Below are 16,835 nucleotides of genomic sequence, written 5' to 3' on the forward strand. Positions count from 1 at the left end.
ACGCCACTTTCATTAAAAACAATCTATCTGCTCTTGATCTTTGCTACCTCTAAGATTACCCCAGGCTAGAGTTTCTATAACTGCTTATGGCGTAACAAACAGGACAGTCATTGAATGCTCTGCCCTGTTTGTGCCCACATTCCTGCAGGACAGTATTTTTTTGATAGGTTTGCCCGAAATTTATAAAAGCAGCCACACTTAGTACAGGTGTGATTGGACCGAAATGGGCAGGCTTCACAAATTTTTATACGGGACTGAACGACTTCAAGTGCAGCAAGGTCGTTCTCGATGGCTAGCTGTTCTTCAATCAACGCTTCTACATCTACCGTTGCTGCTGTTTCCTTGACATCGCAACCTTTACACGTCATTGAATTACACCGCCAAAGATATTGTCAATACACTCATAGCGGGTATATTGATCGTTAATTGGCTATTATTTGTTGTGTAGTCTTCAAATGATTGGATCACTACGTCTTCCGGATGATCAAAATCATTGTGTGCATTCATTTTATCCCCCACAATATAGCAAGCTTCTTTGATTCCTTGAATGGCAGTTTCAAAGTCAAAACTAATTGCTTCCGAGCCAGATACTGCGAAATTGCAGATCGACAGGTGGAGGGTATCTGCTTGTTTCGAGACCGTGTAGGTGATCGTTTCACTTGCTGCTCCATGACTCTCGATGCGTTCGGCATCTTGATGGACTTTGTACAAATCAAATACATGATAGCTTGGTGTTTTGACCATCTTTTCGCCATCAGTCAAAATCATTGCCTGCAAAACATTCACTGTCTGGGCAATGTTTGCCATGTGCACTCGTTCTGCATGCTTATGAAAAATGTTTAAGGTGATAGCAGCTACCATTGCATCACGAATCGTGTTTTGCTGATATAAGAATCCTGGATTCGTTCCGGGTTCAGCAGAAAACCAAGTTCCCCACTCATCAACAATGATGCCCACCCGTTTTTCAGGATCATATTGATCCATGATCGCACTGTGACGCGTAATCAATTCATCCATATGCGCAGCTTTTTGACAGGTAATAATCCATTCTGCTTCATCGAATGCTAACGCACTACCTTTTTTCTCCCACCCTTGGGGATGGACATAATAATGTAAGCTCAATCCATCCATCAGCCAATGGGCATTCTTCATCAACGTTTTTGTCCAGTGGTAGTCATCAACATTTGCTCCGCCAGCCACTTTGTATATTTTTTGATCACCGTATTGACGAACGTAAGTCTGATACCGACGATAAAGATCAGCATAATATTCTGGACGCATATTTCCACCGCAGCCCCAATTTTCATTTCCTACACCGAAAAATTTCATGCTCCAAGCTTCTTCATGACCATTTTCTCGACGCCAATCTGCCATTGGAGAAATTCCGTTCATGGTAATGTACTCGACCCATTCAGACATTTCTTGGACTGTCCCACTGCCGACATTTCCATTGACATATGCTTCACATTCCAGTTGTTTGACCAATTCAAAGAATTCATGTGTCCCAAAATGATTATTTTCAGTCACACCCCCCCAGTGAGTATTGACGATCGTTTTTCGATTTTCTTTTGGTCCAATACCGTCTTTCCAATGGTATTCATCGGCAAAACAGCCACCTGGCCAGCGTAAAACTGGAATCTTGATATTCTTCAAAGCTTCCACAACATCCGTACGCATCCCATTCTTGTTTGGAATAGGAGAATCTTCTCCTACGTATAATCCTTCATAGATACAACGGCCGAGATGTTCTGAAAAGTGTCCGTAAATATATTTGCTGATCGTTGTTCCTGATTTTGTATTTAGAATTTTGATTGTCATCTAACTCACCATCTCTTCAGATTTTGTTATCGCTACTGGCTCTCCAAATATAGGAAAGCCATCTTTATCCCAAGTGAAGCTCTGTGCCATCGCATGTCGATTAGGATTTGCCAAAGGATCTCCAGACTGATTTTTTTCTGGTCGTGCATGATAGACTAAAATATCTTCACCCTCTAAGCCTGTAGTAAAAGAATTGTGCCCAGGACCATATTGACTATTTTTCTCAGATGATTTGAAAACAGGCTCTGCTTTTTTATGCCAAGAAAAACCATTTAATAAATCACTATCTTCATCTGCCCAAAGCAAACCCATCGCATAGTTTTCATCGGTAGCACTTCCTGAATAAGTAATGAATATCTTCCCATTTCTAGTAATCACTGCTGGACCTTCATTAACCATAAAACCAATCTTTTCCCATTCAAATTCTGGAACAGAGAGTAATAACTGTTTCCCAGTTAGAGTCCAAGGTGTTTTCATTTCTGACAAATAAAGATTTGAGTTCCCTGGGATTCGCGGATCTTGTTGTGCCCAAACATAATAAAGTCTTTCGCGATGCGAAAATACCGTGCCATCCAAACTAAAACTTTCAAACTGGGTCTTAATCTGCCCTTTTTCAGTCCAGCTTCCTTCAAATGGATCATCATGTTCATTTTCAATAACAAACATTCGATGGTGATGGACTTCATTGCGAATCGTACCATGATCACTAGCAGCAAAGTAGATATACCATTTCCCCTGAATGAAATGAATTTCTGGTGCCCAGATGAGTTGGCTCATGGGACCATCTTTATGTGCCCGCCAAACATTTTTTGTTTCAGCTTTCTCTAAGTCATTCAATGATTTTGCTCGCCTAATTTCAATCGATTGATAACCTGGTACTGAACCAGTAAAATAATAATACCCATCACTATGATGGTAGACCCAAGGGTCGGCTCGTTCATACACAATTGGATTTATCAAATCATTCGTTGTTTTTTTCAGCATATCTTATCCCTCATTCTCTACAATAAATAGCGGAACACCTTCTTCAGAAATTCCTGTAAATGTCATCACTTGTTTTCCTTGGTTTTCATCCCAAGAAAAAATAAATTTCCCTTTGTATTCAATATCGTCAAGGATGAGTAGTGAATCCTTTGAAATATTATCCTCTGCTAACTTCCATAATCCAGAAACAGCCCCGGAAACTTTTTTATCCTTACTTAAATTGATTTTTAGTGGTGCTTTTGCATCATCAGTAATCAACTTATCAAAATGGATCAATCTGTATTCTCCGCTAATTTGATCATCCGAGTAATCAGCTATTTTTTCGTTACTGTACCTTAAAGGAGAGACAACAGGCCATCCATCTTCAGTAAAATACATTTGGTGTACTCTTACCGAATGATTTTCTCCACTATTTGGAAAACGCGTATGAAAAATCAAAAAATATTCTCCTGTTTTTTCATCATAGTAGGATGAATTATGCCCAGGTGAGATATAACCGGCATTTGTTAATCCGTCATCTTCTTCATATAAAAAATTTCCGATGAGCTTGGTTCCAAAACTCTGAATGCTTGTGTCATCAAATTGTGTGCCATATTTTCCTTTCACCTCACTCATCGCATTTCCTTGAATATCTTCATAGGGTCCATCTGGCTGCTTTGAACGAGCAACTCGAATGTTGTAGCCCCCATTTGCATCAAGTCCACCAAAAGAGGTGAAAAGATAGTAATAGCCAGTTTCAGAATTATATTGAATATAGGGTGCCTCAATGCGGCTATGATTTCCTCCCAAAAGGTGTTTTCCATAAGTATTTTGTTCTTTAGGCAACCCTGTCTCATCATCCATCTCTAAAATGAAAATACCGCCAGAATAAGAACCGTAAACCATCCATAGTTTCTCTTCATTGTCATAAAAGACGTGAGGATCAATCACATTGGGGTGAACTGCGGCATTGTATTCTTTCCCAAATTGAGGTGAAGTTCCTGAATACAAAAATGACTTTACTTTTTGATAGGGTCCTTCGATAGAATCAGATATAGCAACGCCTAAAACTGAAAGCGGGGAAGAGCCTTGACAAAAGCAATAATACAAGTAATATTTACCATTTTTAAATTGCTGAATGTCACTTGCCCACAATGTATCTGTTTGAGCATAGTCAAACTCATCAGCAAGTTCTTCACGAATATTATTGAAAAGCGAACTATCAGCTACCGAATTTGAGAGTTGTTTCCATTGAATCAAATCATCTGATTTTGCGAATTGCATATGAGAACCAATAATATAATATGTGTCTTTATCTCTAATGATCGATGGGTCATGCACACTAACATCTGCATATTCTGGTCTTTCAATCACTTGCTCCGCTCCTTTCAGCTGACAACCAGCAAGCAGTAGCATCACTCCAGCAAGGAAAAATCTTTTCATATAGATCTTAACAACCCTTTCTTTTGATAACCTGAAATCAGACATTTGCTAGCTACATAAAAGAACAATGGACTAGCCACAAAAAAGAACCAGTGATAAGCCAAGCTCAAAACTGCAAAAGAGAGGATCATAACTACGCACATTAGTGAACGACCGGGCAAAACTATTGGACTTACTAGCGAGAAAGCTATTTTTTTCAACCAACTGTCTCCACTCATCTCTGTCGCTAAAATCAAATTCAAAAGAACCAATAAGAGATAACTCATCATGATCAAGATTGGCCATTGGAAATAAGCTCTCATGATACTACTTTGCTGAATGAATACTAATTCAACATAAAAAAGTGAAAAAAGGATTGGAAAAACAATCACTCGCCATTGGAAAATTTTGATGGAGCGGATATATTCTTGCCAATATTTTTGAAAAATTTCACTGTAAGAGTAATAACCAGTGAACAGGTCCTGCTTATTTAAAAGCTTAAGTACCGCTCTTGTACTTGGGACTAAGCCAGCAAAGAAAAATCCGGCAATAAAGCCAAGGAGCCATAATATATTCAATTCAATAAAAAGGATGACCACATTGATCCAATGCATTGCCTTAATAAACATTTTTCACCCTTTCATACCAGAAAGCGCTACGGATTCAATAATTTGCTTCTGGAAAATAATAAATACGACTAATACTGGCAACAATGAAACAACGGAAGCTGCCATGATTAATGGATAATCTGTTTGAATCGCATAAGCTGCATTTAAATTAGCAATGACTACTTGTAACGTCTGTTTCTCTGGACTATTTAGATAAATCAATGGCGCTAAATAGTCATTCCAAGCTCCCATAAACCAGAGAATGAATTGTGCAGCAATTGCTGGACGGATCAACGGAAAGATTAACTGAAAAAATGTTTGTAAGTATCCTGCGCCATCGATTTTTGCTGCTTCCACGATAGAATCAGGAATATTGGAAAGATACTGCCTCAAGAAAAAGATCATGGTAATATTCCCAAACATGCCTGGTATGATCAATGGCAACAATGTATCGACCCAACCAATTTTCGAAAACATCATAAATTGTGGAATCATGACAGCTGGATATGGAATCATAAGCGCTGCTAACAAAAGTAAAAATAAAACATCCTTGAAAGGCATACGTAATTTTGCAAATGAAAAGGCAGCAAGGCTGGAAGTCAATGTTCCAATGATGGTGACCGAAAGAGAAACAATCACCGTGTTTTTGATACCTGAGAATAATGTATCTAGTTCAGACAAGCGCTTGTAGGCATCAAATCGAACTGGATTTGGAATCCATTGTGGAGGCAACTGAAAAACTCCAGCTTTATCTTTTAATGACGTAGAGATCATCCACAAAAGTGGTCCCACCATGATGATAGCTCCAAGGGATAAAATCAAAACGATGAGCATATTACTTAGTTTAATTTTTTTCATCATTTCTCCTCCTAGTCCAACTTGTAGCTTGAACGATTATTCATATAAAATTGAAATGCTGTAATGCCAAATACTAATATAGCTAAAATCAGTGCCATACTGCTGGCATAGCCCATCTGCCAATTTTTGAAGGCTTTTTGCCAGATATACCAGACTACAGTGGCACTACTATATTGTGGTCCACCTGTAGGTGTCATGATATTGATTTCTGTAAAAATTTGAGATCCACCAATGATATTTGTTACTACCAAAAAGAAAGTAACAGGTCGAACCATGGGCCAAGTAATATTTCGGAACTTTTGAAACGATGAAGCACCATCTAACTCAGCCGCTTCATAAAATGTCTTAGGAACACTTTGGATTGCTGCTAAATACAGAAGCATAGAATAGCCTAATCCTTTCCAAACAGACATGATAATGATAGCTGGCTTAACAGTAGAGGGATTTTGTAACCAATTAGGACCGCTTATCCCAAAAATAGCTAACACTTGATTGACCAATCCAAAATCCCCGTTATAAGCCCATTGCCATAAAATAGAAATTGCGGCCAGAGAAGAAATAACTGGAATATAATAAATTGTTCGGAAGATGGTCGTTCCTTTGATACCTCGACTTAATGCAGATGCTAACATGAAAGAAAGAATCAAGCCAATCGGAATTCCTAACATCAAAAATACAGTATTGTACATCGTTTTATAAAAATATTCGTCATTAAATAGTTTCCGGAAATTTTCTAATCCAACAAAGTTCATTTGTCCCAACCCATTCCAGTCAGTAAATGCGGCATAAGCTGAATAAACTAACGGAATAAGCGAAAATAAGATAAACCCAATGACAGGAAGTAGGACAAATAAAAAAGCAACCCGATGTTCTTTAGCATATAAACTACTTTTGTTTGATTTTCTTTTCTTTATTTCAACTTGTTCCATCGAAAAGCCCCTTCTCAACTAATATTTAGGGCTATAACAGAGGTGTCTTAAACTGACAAGTACTCGACCTCTCTGTCTTTTGACATCTGTCATAGCCCTGGTGACTTATTTTGCCGTTTCTTGTTGCTGAAGTGCGGCATCCAATTTAGCTTGCATCTTCGGTTGTACTTCTTTCACGTAATCTGCAGCAGTTTGGTCGCCATCTAGTACCGGTTGAATATTGATGAAAAACTCATCGTACCACTCAGCATTATAAGTAGTTGCTGCTGGCATAGCTCGACCATAGTCTTGAACAATATCCAAGAATTCTTGCTTATTTGTAGGGACACTTTCGGTATCTGATGCCCATTCTTCTGCCATATCGATCAAGTTAGGAATTTGAATCTGTGCATCCACCAATTGTTGTTGACCATCTTCTGAAGCACTTAAGTATTCTACAAGCTTCACTGCTTCATCTGGATAATCTGTCTTACTCGCTACACCAATCCCCAAAGAACCGACGTATGTTGCTGATTTACCAGTTGATCCCGCTGGCCATGGGATCAAATCATATTCGAAATCTAATCCTGCATAGGTGCTCATATCCCATGGACCGACAGGGAAGAATGCAATTTCGCCATTCATCCAGCGTTGATACGTATCCAAGGTTTGTGCATCAGAGATCGACGGTGTTAGTTCATGAACGTTTTGTAAGTCGGCAAACCATTGTAATGCTTCCGCAAATTCTGGTGTATCCACAGTCACTGTATCTTTGTCTTCATTGATCCAATCTCCACCATTGCTCCATACAAATGCTTGAAGACTCCAATTGACATTAAAGCCAGTTGCCCATTGATCCATTTTTCCATCGCCATCTTTATCTTTTGTCAGCTGTTTCGAAACATTGACAAAATCATCCCATGTATACGGAGTGTCTGTGTCGGGTAAGTCAATTCCAGCCTCTTTGAACATATCCTTGTTGTATCCCAAAGCAAATGGACCGACATCTTTAGGTAGTCCGTAAAGTGCACCTTCACCTACCTTCTCACCATCGTAGCGGTAACTATTCACTCCATATTCCCAAATATTTGACAAATCAAAGTCGGAATTTTCGATTTGATCGGTTATATCAAGTAAAACACCGTTATCTACATAAGCCATTAAATTCCCTTGTTCTACATAAAAAACATCAGGCATATTACCACCTGAAATTGCGGCTTGCAGTTTTGTAGCATACTGATCGGCATCTGTTGCAATTATTTTAACGCTTACGTCATTTGCTTCTTCAAATTGTTTAATAGCTGTTTCATAGGCTTTCTTTTCATCTTCACCGCCACGGAACATAAAAGTGATTTCCTTTTTTCCGTTGTCATTGTTCGCATTACCACCACTATTTCCACATGCTCCTAAGATCAAACCGCTCAAACCCAATAATGCGCCAGAAAAAAGCAACTTTTTGATTTTCATTTTTTTCATCCTTTCAGATTTAACCTCTAAATTATTTGTAATCGATTTATGAAGTGCGTCAAAAACTTCCTCTATAGATAAGTATGATAAGTGTCACTTTCTACAAAGATTTTTGAGGAAATAATACCTATGTGATTTTGCTACAAACTGTTTTTACTGTTCTTCCTCCTCATTTAAAATAATTCATTTAAAACAAATGATAAAAGCAGCGTTTGCAAACACTTTCAATTTACAACTAAATAATAACTTTATTTGTAATCGCTGTCAACAATATTTTAATTAAATAAAACTAAATAATATACCTATTAATTAATATTTATATTAATAAAAACTACTATAAATAATCCTATTTACACAAATTAACAAATATGTTAACATTCAAGTAAATCATTTATAACTATAATGGGGGTGAAATGATGCAATTAGAAATCAATCAAGAAGCATTGCCCGTCTATGAGGCGTTAGCTAGTAATGTACGGATCAAAATCATTCAACTACTTGCAAGAAACAAAATGAATGTGAAAGAAATCGCACAAGAATTAGGATTAAGCAGTGCTATCGTCACGATGCATATCAAAAAACTAGAAGAAGCAAAAATTATCAAGACAGAACGTGTCGGTCAGCGAAAGATATCTAGTCTGAGAGTCGATCATATCGATATCAATTTTCCAGAAAAAATCTTTAATGCATTCGATACGAGAGAAACGTCAATTCCAATTGGTCATTATACAAATTATTCGGTTGAACCCACTTGTGGATTAGCCACGCTTGCTGGTTTTATCGGTCCAGTAGATGAACCTAAATTTTTTATGGACCCCAATCGAATGGATGCTCGCATCCTCTGGTTTACGAAAGGGTTTGTTGAGTACCAGTCACCTAATTTTCTTTCTCTAGATGAGAAACTAGAGATGATGGAGATTTCCATGGAGATTTCTTCTGAATTCCCTTTTTCTAATAATAATTGGCCGTCTGACATTACCTTTAGCTTAAATGGCATCGAGCTTGGAACTTGGACAAGTCCCGGTGACTTCGCCGATATTCGCGGCAAGTATACGCCAGATTGGTATCCTGATAACTTAAATCAATATGGGTTATTGAAGACGATTCGAATCATGGATCATGGGACTTATATGGAAGGAGAACCTTTATCAGACGTCACGATCAAGGATATTCCTGCTTATGAAGATACTTGGCATTTAAGAGTCGAGGTAAAAGAAGAGGCTGAAAATATGGGCGGTTGTACATTGTTTGGCAAAGGGTTTGGAAATTACGATCAAGACATCAAAATCAAAATGTTTTACAGCTAAACGTTTTTAGGAATCACAGGCACACTCTCTCATCATTTTTGATGTGCGGTAAAAGATTCCTTCGCTGAAAATAAGACAAAAAAGACCATCTCGCTCGATATTAGAGTTAGATAGTCTTTTTTGATTATAAAACTTAATCTATTTCTTCAAATGATAACTGTAAGTTCCTACGACAATGTTTTCACGCCATGATAAACGGAATCTTAGACGCAGACTTGTTTGGTTGTGTAAAATATTTTGCCAGCGACGACGTGGCACGAACTGTGGAATGATAACTGTCGTCGTATAATTGTGTTTCGTTGCGTTTTTGCTGACTAGATCTACATAACGAATGATTGGATTTTCAATTGAACGATAAGAAGAATGCACTACAGAAAAACGGACATCCGGGAAATTTTGTTTGAACTCTTGTTCGATTTCTTTTTCCTTCTTGACATCTTCATCTAAAGATACGTGCATTGCAACTACATAATCTCCGATGGATTGTGCATAATTCAAAGCCCCGATATTTACACGGGTCACATTTCCTACTAATACAATAACGGTATTGCCATCATATTTGTGGAGTGCCACTTCTTTTTCCAAACGTAGCTGCTCAGCGACTTTCTTATAATGATCATGGATCTTATAAAAGACAAACAGTAGGATTGGCATGATGATAAAGAATGGCCAGATGTCACCTAGACGAAAAACAAACAAGATCGCAATGATCGCAAAAGAAATCAACGCTCCGACGATGTTGGCCAATGATTTCAAGAACCATCCTTTACCAGCTTTCTTCCATCGAACTACCATTCCTGTTTGTGAGAGCGCAAAGGGAATGAACACGCCAATCGAATAAAGTGGAATCAACCGTTCCGTCGATCCTTGGAAAATGAACAATAGAACGATCGAACCTGCTGCCAGCGTAATGATCCCATTAGAATAACCCAAGCGGTCTCCCCGATCTTGATACATATGAGGCATATACTTATCTTTCGCTAAGTTATAGGCTAACACTGGGAATGCGGAGAATCCAGTATTCGCTGCAACTGCTAAAATCAAAGCCGTTGCGAACTGCAGAACGTAATACATGAATCCGTGACCGAAGATCGCAGCTCCGATTTGCGAAAGGACCGTTACTTCTGCTTCTGGAACGATTCCATACCAATAGTTGATGAATGTAATCCCCACAAAGAAGAAACCTAGGATCGCAGCCATGATCGTCAATGTTGCAGCTGCATTTTTTGCTCGCGGCTTTTTGAAAAACGGCACGGCATTACTGATTGCTTCTACCCCTGTCAATGAAGAAGAACCAGAAGAAAAAGCGCGTAAGATCAATGCGACAGAAACCCCTGGCACAACAGCACCTGGTAAGGCTGTGGCATTTAATGGCTGTACCCCAGTGATAATATTAAATAATCCTACAAGAATCAAGATCGTGATCACAGCGATAAAGGTGTATACAGGAACCATCAAGAAACTCGCAGATTCTCGTAGCCCCCGTAAGTTCATCATCATGATCAGTAAAACAATAGTGATCGAGATACCCACCTGATGCCCATATAGAGCGGGTACGGCAGAAGTAATCGCTTCTGCCCCAGCCGATACCGAAACGGCAACAGTCAGCATGTAGTCGATCAATAAAGAGCCGCCAGCAATCAAACCTGCATTCTTGCCCAAATTCTCACTACTAACGACATACGCCCCACCACCATGAGGGTACGCATGAATGATTTGACGATAGGATAAGGTCAATGAAATCAACAAGATAATAACGAATGCGGCGATCGGTAGTGAATACCAGATAGCAGCAGCTGACAAAGCAACTAAGACAACAACGATTTGTTCGGTCCCATAAGCAATCGATGACAATGCATCCGAAGATAACAAAGCCAACGCGGCTTTCCTTGTCAATTTTTGTTCATCATTCTCCGCGGATTTCAATGGACGTCCGACCAACAAACGTTTCAAATATTCCACTTTCTTACACTCCTTTTTTCATGAAAAAGATCATAATTGCACATACAAAATTTCTTTGATAATTACTGAATTAACAAGACTGTATGCTACTCCTGAAACCGACAAAAGTCAATGAAAATGGCATGAAAAATTTGAACAAACTCCCTCTTCTTTTTATCAGAATTCGCAAGAAGATTCAAGAAAAGCAGATAGAACATCGTGCCCTATCTGCTCTTGATTTTTTAATGGAAAAAATGACTCTTTTTCGAGACATTATTTAGTTTCTTAGTTACATCTGTTAGATAAGGATAAGCCCATGTTCCTATGATGCCAAATACAATAAACAACAGTGACAAAATAATCAACTGAGGAATGGCGTTTGGCCAATAGATCCCGCCGGCTGATTCCCTTAACAGATTGACTGCATGGGTGAATGGTAACAGCGGATTAATAAATTGGAAAAATTTACCAGAGACTTGGATCGGATAATTTCCGCCCCCACCAGAAATCGATAGAACAAGGATAATGATCGCGATCCCTTTCCCGACATTGCCAAACAGTCCGGCTAAGACGTAGACGATCATCATAAATGCTAGTCCAACGAGTAATGCGAACAAGACGCTGTATACCGGATTATGAACATCTACTCCTAATAAGAACATATTTCCTAGTGTAACGATCAAGCTTTGCGCAATGGCCATAGTTAGGAAAGTCAGCATTCGAGCAACGAATGTTTCTCGTTGCGTAAAGCGTTCTTTATCTTTCTTCTCTAAATGATACTCTGTTGTAGCCACACTTGACAACAATAACGCCCCGACCCATAAACACAACGCTGTATAGAATGGAGTGCTGGCAGAACCATTGTTGGCAATCGGATAGATGTCATTTGTTTGCAATTCAACTGGTTGTTTGAAGAAATCCGCTTCTTTAGTTGCATCAAGCTTCAACAACTTGATGATCTCGCCTAGATCAACTTCACTTTCACCTTTGCGAATCGCATTGGCTGCCTTATGAATGCCTGTTTTGATATTTGGCCAATCATTATTGATCAAATCAACTGCCGCATTCAATGCTTTTTCTACATCTGGCAGTTTCTCATCAACCATGTTCATGGTCGAAGTGATTTCAGCTTTGATGGTTGGCCAGTCATTTTGTAAGAAACCAGCCGCAATCCCTAACTTATCTTCAACGATTGGCAGTTCATTGTTGTAAAGATCGGCCCCTTTGTTGATGGCTGCGACGATCTCATCCATGTGACCATTGAGCATCATATTGGCATCATGCAACTCTTGCTTAATAGCAGGTAATTCTTTTTGATACTTTTCTAAGATACTGATAGCATTGCTGACCACATTTTTGGTTGATGCCAATAAAGACTTGAAGTCAATGGCTTGCGCTTTTTTCAATACATCTTGAGCTGTGGTGATGGTGGTGATCAATTTAGACAAAACATTGTCGATGGTATCGGTAATATTCGTCACATTAATGCCTTTTAAAAGATCCGTAACATTTTGTGCAGCAGTGTTGACTTCAGTTAAATAGTCGGTAATAGCCTCTGTATTCCCATTTTTGACCAATTCGCTTAAATGATCTAGCCGCGAAGAAAGATCCCCCAAGAGACTTTTTGCATTCGTCAATTGATTAATGATCCCTGATAAATCGGATGTGTTGCCTGAGTTTTGAAGATTCGTTAAGAAAGTAATCAAGCCATCCAGCGCTGCTTGTTGCCGTTGAATATTTTGTTGGAAATCACTGATGACCTTTTGGATGTTTTCCCGTTCTTGGTCGGTCAATTGATTGTCAGCAATTGCTTGTTTGATTGTATTCGTTAAGCTAACTGTCGTGGTAGCGACTTGACTGATGGAATCAATCGTTACTTGAACACTATTAGAAATACTTGGTAGCGCATCTTGTAACTGTTGGGCACCTTCTTTCGTCGCTGAGGCAAAGTCTGTTGCTTGGTCCCCTAATTGTTGGATTTCTGGCAATGCGGTTTGTACTTGATCAATGATTTGCAGTCCTTGTTTAGCTGTATCAATACCATCTGTCATTGTACTAGCAATAGAATCAAAATCATCATCGATCATTTTTAATTGCTTGCCGGCATTTTGGATCTCAGGGATCTTTTTCTGCAATGTCAGAATGACACTAGCTTGTTTTTTTAATTCTGGCAGCTTGTCATTCAATGCGATCAGTTTATCCCCCATTTCATCGACCTGAGGAATATAATCCGTAAATTCTTCGGCTTTGGCGATTTTGTCTTTGATTTCCGGGAACTTGTCATGCAAATCAACAATTTGCTTCGTGTAACTATCAATGGTGTCAAGATTGCCATCGGTCTCTAAAATCATATTTTTGACTTTATTGATACTAACTAGATTTGAATCAATATCATACCCGATTTCGTTGAACACTTTGACTAATGTAGAACTAGCAGTTTCAATAAAGTTCTTTGAGATCTGTTCTTGGAGACTGCTTGCTCCCTTGTCAGTAATCTTAGGTGCGATAGCATTGATTTTTTGGTTACTGTAGTATTCAATTTTCGGTTTAACGATCGTACCGCTGGTAAAACTGACCAGATCTTTTGAAAAATCAGCAGGCAAGTAAATTCCCGCGTAATATTTACCTGATTTGACCCCTTCCACTAATTCTTTTTTAGAATCTAGAAAATGCCAACCTAACTGTTTATTTTCATGTAAAGAGTCGATCACTTCATTCCCAATCGATAGCTCTTTCCCTTGGAATTCTGCGCCTTTATCCGCGCTGTAAACCGCAATGGGCAGTTCACTAGTGTTTCCATATGGATCCCATAATGCTTTGATATTGAACCACGCATAAAGCGAGGGCAAAATCATCAAAGCAATGATCAAAAAAGCGGAAATCGGATTACTAAAAATTCGTTTCCAGTCTAATTTGTATAAATAAAACACGTTTTTGATTTTGTTCATTTTCTTTCCCCCACTTTTCTTCGTCGAAGGATAATTTACCACGTTTTTTGTACGCCGCCAATGGGAATGATTCCCTTGATATCAGCCTTTTGACAAAAAGTACCATTTGTCAAAATGAAACCCCTTTACTTTTCGCGTAATTTCCCTTATTGTTAATCTTTTCTTTAACTTTAACACGACTGCTTTTGGCAGACGAACAATTTGTTTGCTAAAAGCAATCATAAAAAAAGCACCATTGACCGTTTCCCTTGATACGATCAATGGTGCCTGTTCTAGTTTGTCAACTGCTCAGTGGCCAATAGTTGATAAACGTACTCAAGAGAAGTCGTTTCGGCATAAAGGTTCAAACCTGCTTTTTCATCAGCTGAAAAATGGTGAGTGAAACTTTGATCCGGTATCAACACCACTTGAATTCCTGCCCGAGTTGCCGCGGTAGCTCCTGGCAATGAGTCTTCCATAACTAAAGCTGATTCAGAGGTTCGTGCTGCTTTTTTCAATGTCAGCAAATAGGGAGCCGGATCTGGTTTGTGTGCTGGGACATCGTCACCAAATGTCTTGAAATCAAATGCATTCTGCAATTCAAAATGATCCAGTAGTTTTTCACCTCGAAAAGCCATCGAAGAAGTGGCTAATGCTGTCTTTAACCCTTTTTCTCGTGCCAGAGCCAATGTCTCACGAGCAAATGGTTTTGGCTGCAAGTTTCCATTGAGCAATTGGTCTTCAATGTACCCTTCTCGTTCTTGCCGAAGTTCCTCCACACGTTGAAGACCACCAACTTTTTTCGCTAGTAAGGTTGCTGTCTGTTGCCAACTTTGCCCACGCCAAGCAACGATATCTGCTGATGTGATCGGTAGATGGTACTTTTCAAAAAGTGCCAACCAGCCTTCATGATAGACTCTTTCCGTATCTAGCAGCAATCCGTCCAAATCAAAAATCAATAATTCTTTCATAGACTCTTTACTCCTTCTCTCCTTCATACTCAAGCAGTTTCAATATAAGTATTTTAATCAAGACATTTGACGATTCTTTTCGGCAGCTGCATGAACAGCCTTCATCACCGCAGCACGAAAGCCATTTTCTTCCAGTGTTTTTACGGCTTGAATGGTCGTACCACCAGGAGAACTGACATTGTCTTTCAATACACCAGGATGTTCTTTGGTCTCCAGCACCATCTTCGCAGCGCCTAAAACTGCCTGAGCAGCAAATTCATAGGCCATTTGGCGGGTCATTCCTTCGGCGACTGCGCCATCGGCCAATGCTTCAATGAACAGATAGGTATATGCTGGGGAAGAACCGCTGACCCCAATCACAGCATCGATCATGGATTCAGGCACTTGAGCTGCTTTTCCCATGCTTTCAAATAATTTTTGGATTTCTGCAACTTCCTCTACGGTCACATGCGGATTGTTACTGATAGACGTCATCCCTTCTCCGACTAGTGCCGGAGTATTCGGCATCACTCGAACGATCTTGCGCTGACCCAAAACTTCTTCCATCTGCGCAATCGTAACGCCTGCTGCGATCGATACAACTAACTGTTGTTCATTTAATTGCGCTTTTAGATCCTCCAATAATTTAGGAAACACAAACGGTTTGACAGCTAAAATCAAAATGGAAGCAGCTGCGGCTTCAGAAAGTTCTAATGTAGGGGTGATCCCTAAATCTTGTTCCAACTGTTTAAGTGTCGGTTCATACCGATGATTGTAGACTAAAATTTCCTTTGGTTGATATAGTTCCGATTGGATCAATCCTTTGATAATTGCTTTTGCCATATTTCCGGCCCCGATAAAGGCGATGGTTTTCATAACACTCACTCCTTCTAACATTTATGATCCTATGTTCGCTGTTTCTTGTAAAAAAAGCCTAATCAAGAGATTAGGCTTCAAACTCGATCACATAAGGATGCAATGCTGTATTATAGATGCCCTCTGTATATTCTACCACTTCTCCATGCAGATCATAAGAGCGACGGACGCGCTTTAAAGCGGAAATCTCTGGTGTGATCAGAAATTTTTGTTGTTCCTCATTCAACGTCAGTCCTGCAAATGAATCTTCAAAGGTATCGATCACCATCCGATGTTCATCTAAAATACGGTACAGTGATTTTTCTTCCAATTCTTCCATGGCAAGGCCTTTTAACAATTTGGGCAAATGATATTCATAATAAATAAATGGTTGATGGTCAAAATAGTACATGCGCCGCAAACGCATGACTTCTCTGCCCATCAAAGCAGAAGCTGGATGATCTTCTGCGAGCTCGACTAGGTTAAAATCAAGATTTTTCTTGGTATATTCTTTGCCGGTTTTTTCTAATAACTGGCTGAAAGTTGTCCCTTTAGACAACTTGTTATAAGGTCGATTACTTAAAACCGTGGTCCCGCGTCCACTGCGCTTTTCGACATATTCATCTGCTGCTAATAGCTCGATTGCTTTGCGTACCGTGATTTTACTCACATTGAAGGCTGCTTCTAATTCGGTTTCTGTCGGTAGAAAAGAACCAACAGGATAGTGTCCGGACATGATGTCTTCTTTGATTTTATCTGCCACATCACGATATAAAATATGTTTACGCTTCATTTCTTTCCTCGCCTTTCC

The 16,835-nt window shown here is 39.2% G+C and carries 14 protein-coding genes; 1 reads left to right on the plus strand and 13 read right to left on the minus strand.

The features are described 5' to 3' along the window. Nucleotides 1–107: 107 nt before the first annotated feature. From ACTFWY_RS14585 to ACTFWY_RS14620, 8 genes are all read right to left on the minus strand, one after another. Nucleotides 108–368 (minus strand): DUF6171 family protein, encoded by a 261-nt coding sequence (locus ACTFWY_RS14585; RefSeq protein WP_003128237.1) that lies wholly within the window; start codon nt 366–368, stop codon nt 108–110. 4 nt (nt 369–372) lie between these two features. Beyond that, entirely contained in the window at nt 373–1,818 is a 1,446-nt protein-coding gene (locus ACTFWY_RS14590) for an alpha-N-arabinofuranosidase (RefSeq protein WP_137264610.1), read from the minus strand. Then, nucleotides 1,819–2,802, minus strand: a complete 984-nt coding sequence (locus ACTFWY_RS14595; protein ID WP_005470178.1) for a glycoside hydrolase family 43 protein — start codon at nt 2,800–2,802, stop codon at nt 1,819–1,821. A 3-nt stretch (nt 2,803–2,805) separates the two neighbouring features. Beyond that, entirely contained in the window at nt 2,806–4,269 is a 1,464-nt protein-coding gene (locus ACTFWY_RS14600) for a glycoside hydrolase family 43 protein (protein ID WP_229073635.1), read from the minus strand. Beyond that, the gene (locus ACTFWY_RS14605; protein ID WP_005470176.1) at nt 4,221–4,832 is read right to left on the minus strand and encodes a hypothetical protein; all 612 of its coding nucleotides are present in this window, start codon (nt 4,830–4,832) and stop codon (nt 4,221–4,223) included. The genes ACTFWY_RS14600 and ACTFWY_RS14605 overlap by 49 nt, the downstream gene beginning before the upstream one ends. A gap of 3 nt (nt 4,833–4,835) precedes the next feature. Further along, entirely contained in the window at nt 4,836–5,669 is an 834-nt protein-coding gene (locus tag ACTFWY_RS14610; protein WP_005470175.1) for a carbohydrate ABC transporter permease, read from the minus strand. Between the two features lie 11 nt (nt 5,670–5,680). Next, a complete protein-coding gene (locus tag ACTFWY_RS14615; protein WP_005470174.1) occupies nt 5,681–6,598 on the minus strand; it encodes a carbohydrate ABC transporter permease in 918 nt (305 codons plus the stop codon). 105 nt (nt 6,599–6,703) lie between these two features. Further along, nucleotides 6,704–8,044 (minus strand): ABC transporter substrate-binding protein, encoded by a 1,341-nt coding sequence (locus tag ACTFWY_RS14620; RefSeq protein ID WP_005470172.1) that lies wholly within the window; start codon nt 8,042–8,044, stop codon nt 6,704–6,706. A gap of 416 nt (nt 8,045–8,460) precedes the next feature. Here ACTFWY_RS14620 and ACTFWY_RS14625 point away from each other — a divergent pair, with 416 nt between their 5' ends. Then, nucleotides 8,461–9,351 carry an ArsR/SmtB family transcription factor gene (locus ACTFWY_RS14625; RefSeq protein WP_003128227.1) on the plus strand — a complete coding sequence of 297 codons (891 nt, stop codon included), beginning with the start codon at nt 8,461–8,463 and terminating at the stop codon, nt 9,349–9,351. 138 nt (nt 9,352–9,489) lie between these two features. Here ACTFWY_RS14625 and ACTFWY_RS14630 read toward each other — a convergent pair whose 3' ends face one another. The 5 genes from ACTFWY_RS14630 to ACTFWY_RS14650 form a co-directional block, all read right to left on the minus strand. Next, on the minus strand, nt 9,490–11,313 hold the full coding sequence (locus ACTFWY_RS14630) for an APC family permease (RefSeq protein ID WP_003128226.1): 1,824 nt from the start codon (nt 11,311–11,313) through the stop codon (nt 9,490–9,492). Nucleotides 11,314–11,534: 221 nt separating this feature from the next. Further along, the gene (locus ACTFWY_RS14635; protein ID WP_439926873.1) at nt 11,535–14,240 is read right to left on the minus strand and encodes a YhgE/Pip family protein; all 2,706 of its coding nucleotides are present in this window, start codon (nt 14,238–14,240) and stop codon (nt 11,535–11,537) included. Between the two features lie 272 nt (nt 14,241–14,512). After that, complete coding sequence (locus ACTFWY_RS14640) at nt 14,513–15,190, minus strand: HAD family hydrolase (RefSeq protein WP_029486321.1); 678 nt, start codon at nt 15,188–15,190, stop codon at nt 14,513–14,515. 57 nt (nt 15,191–15,247) lie between these two features. After that, nucleotides 15,248–16,045, minus strand: a complete 798-nt coding sequence (gene proC, locus ACTFWY_RS14645) for a pyrroline-5-carboxylate reductase (RefSeq protein ID WP_029486320.1) — start codon at nt 16,043–16,045, stop codon at nt 15,248–15,250. Between the two features lie 70 nt (nt 16,046–16,115). Further along, complete coding sequence (locus tag ACTFWY_RS14650) at nt 16,116–16,817, minus strand: GntR family transcriptional regulator (protein WP_003128220.1); 702 nt, start codon at nt 16,815–16,817, stop codon at nt 16,116–16,118. Nucleotides 16,818–16,835 lie beyond the last annotated feature (18 nt).

Origin of the sequence: Enterococcus sp. 125944 (assembly GCF_051909435.1) — a bacterium.
Classification (GTDB): domain Bacteria; phylum Bacillota; class Bacilli; order Lactobacillales; family Enterococcaceae; genus Enterococcus_D; species Enterococcus_D gallinarum.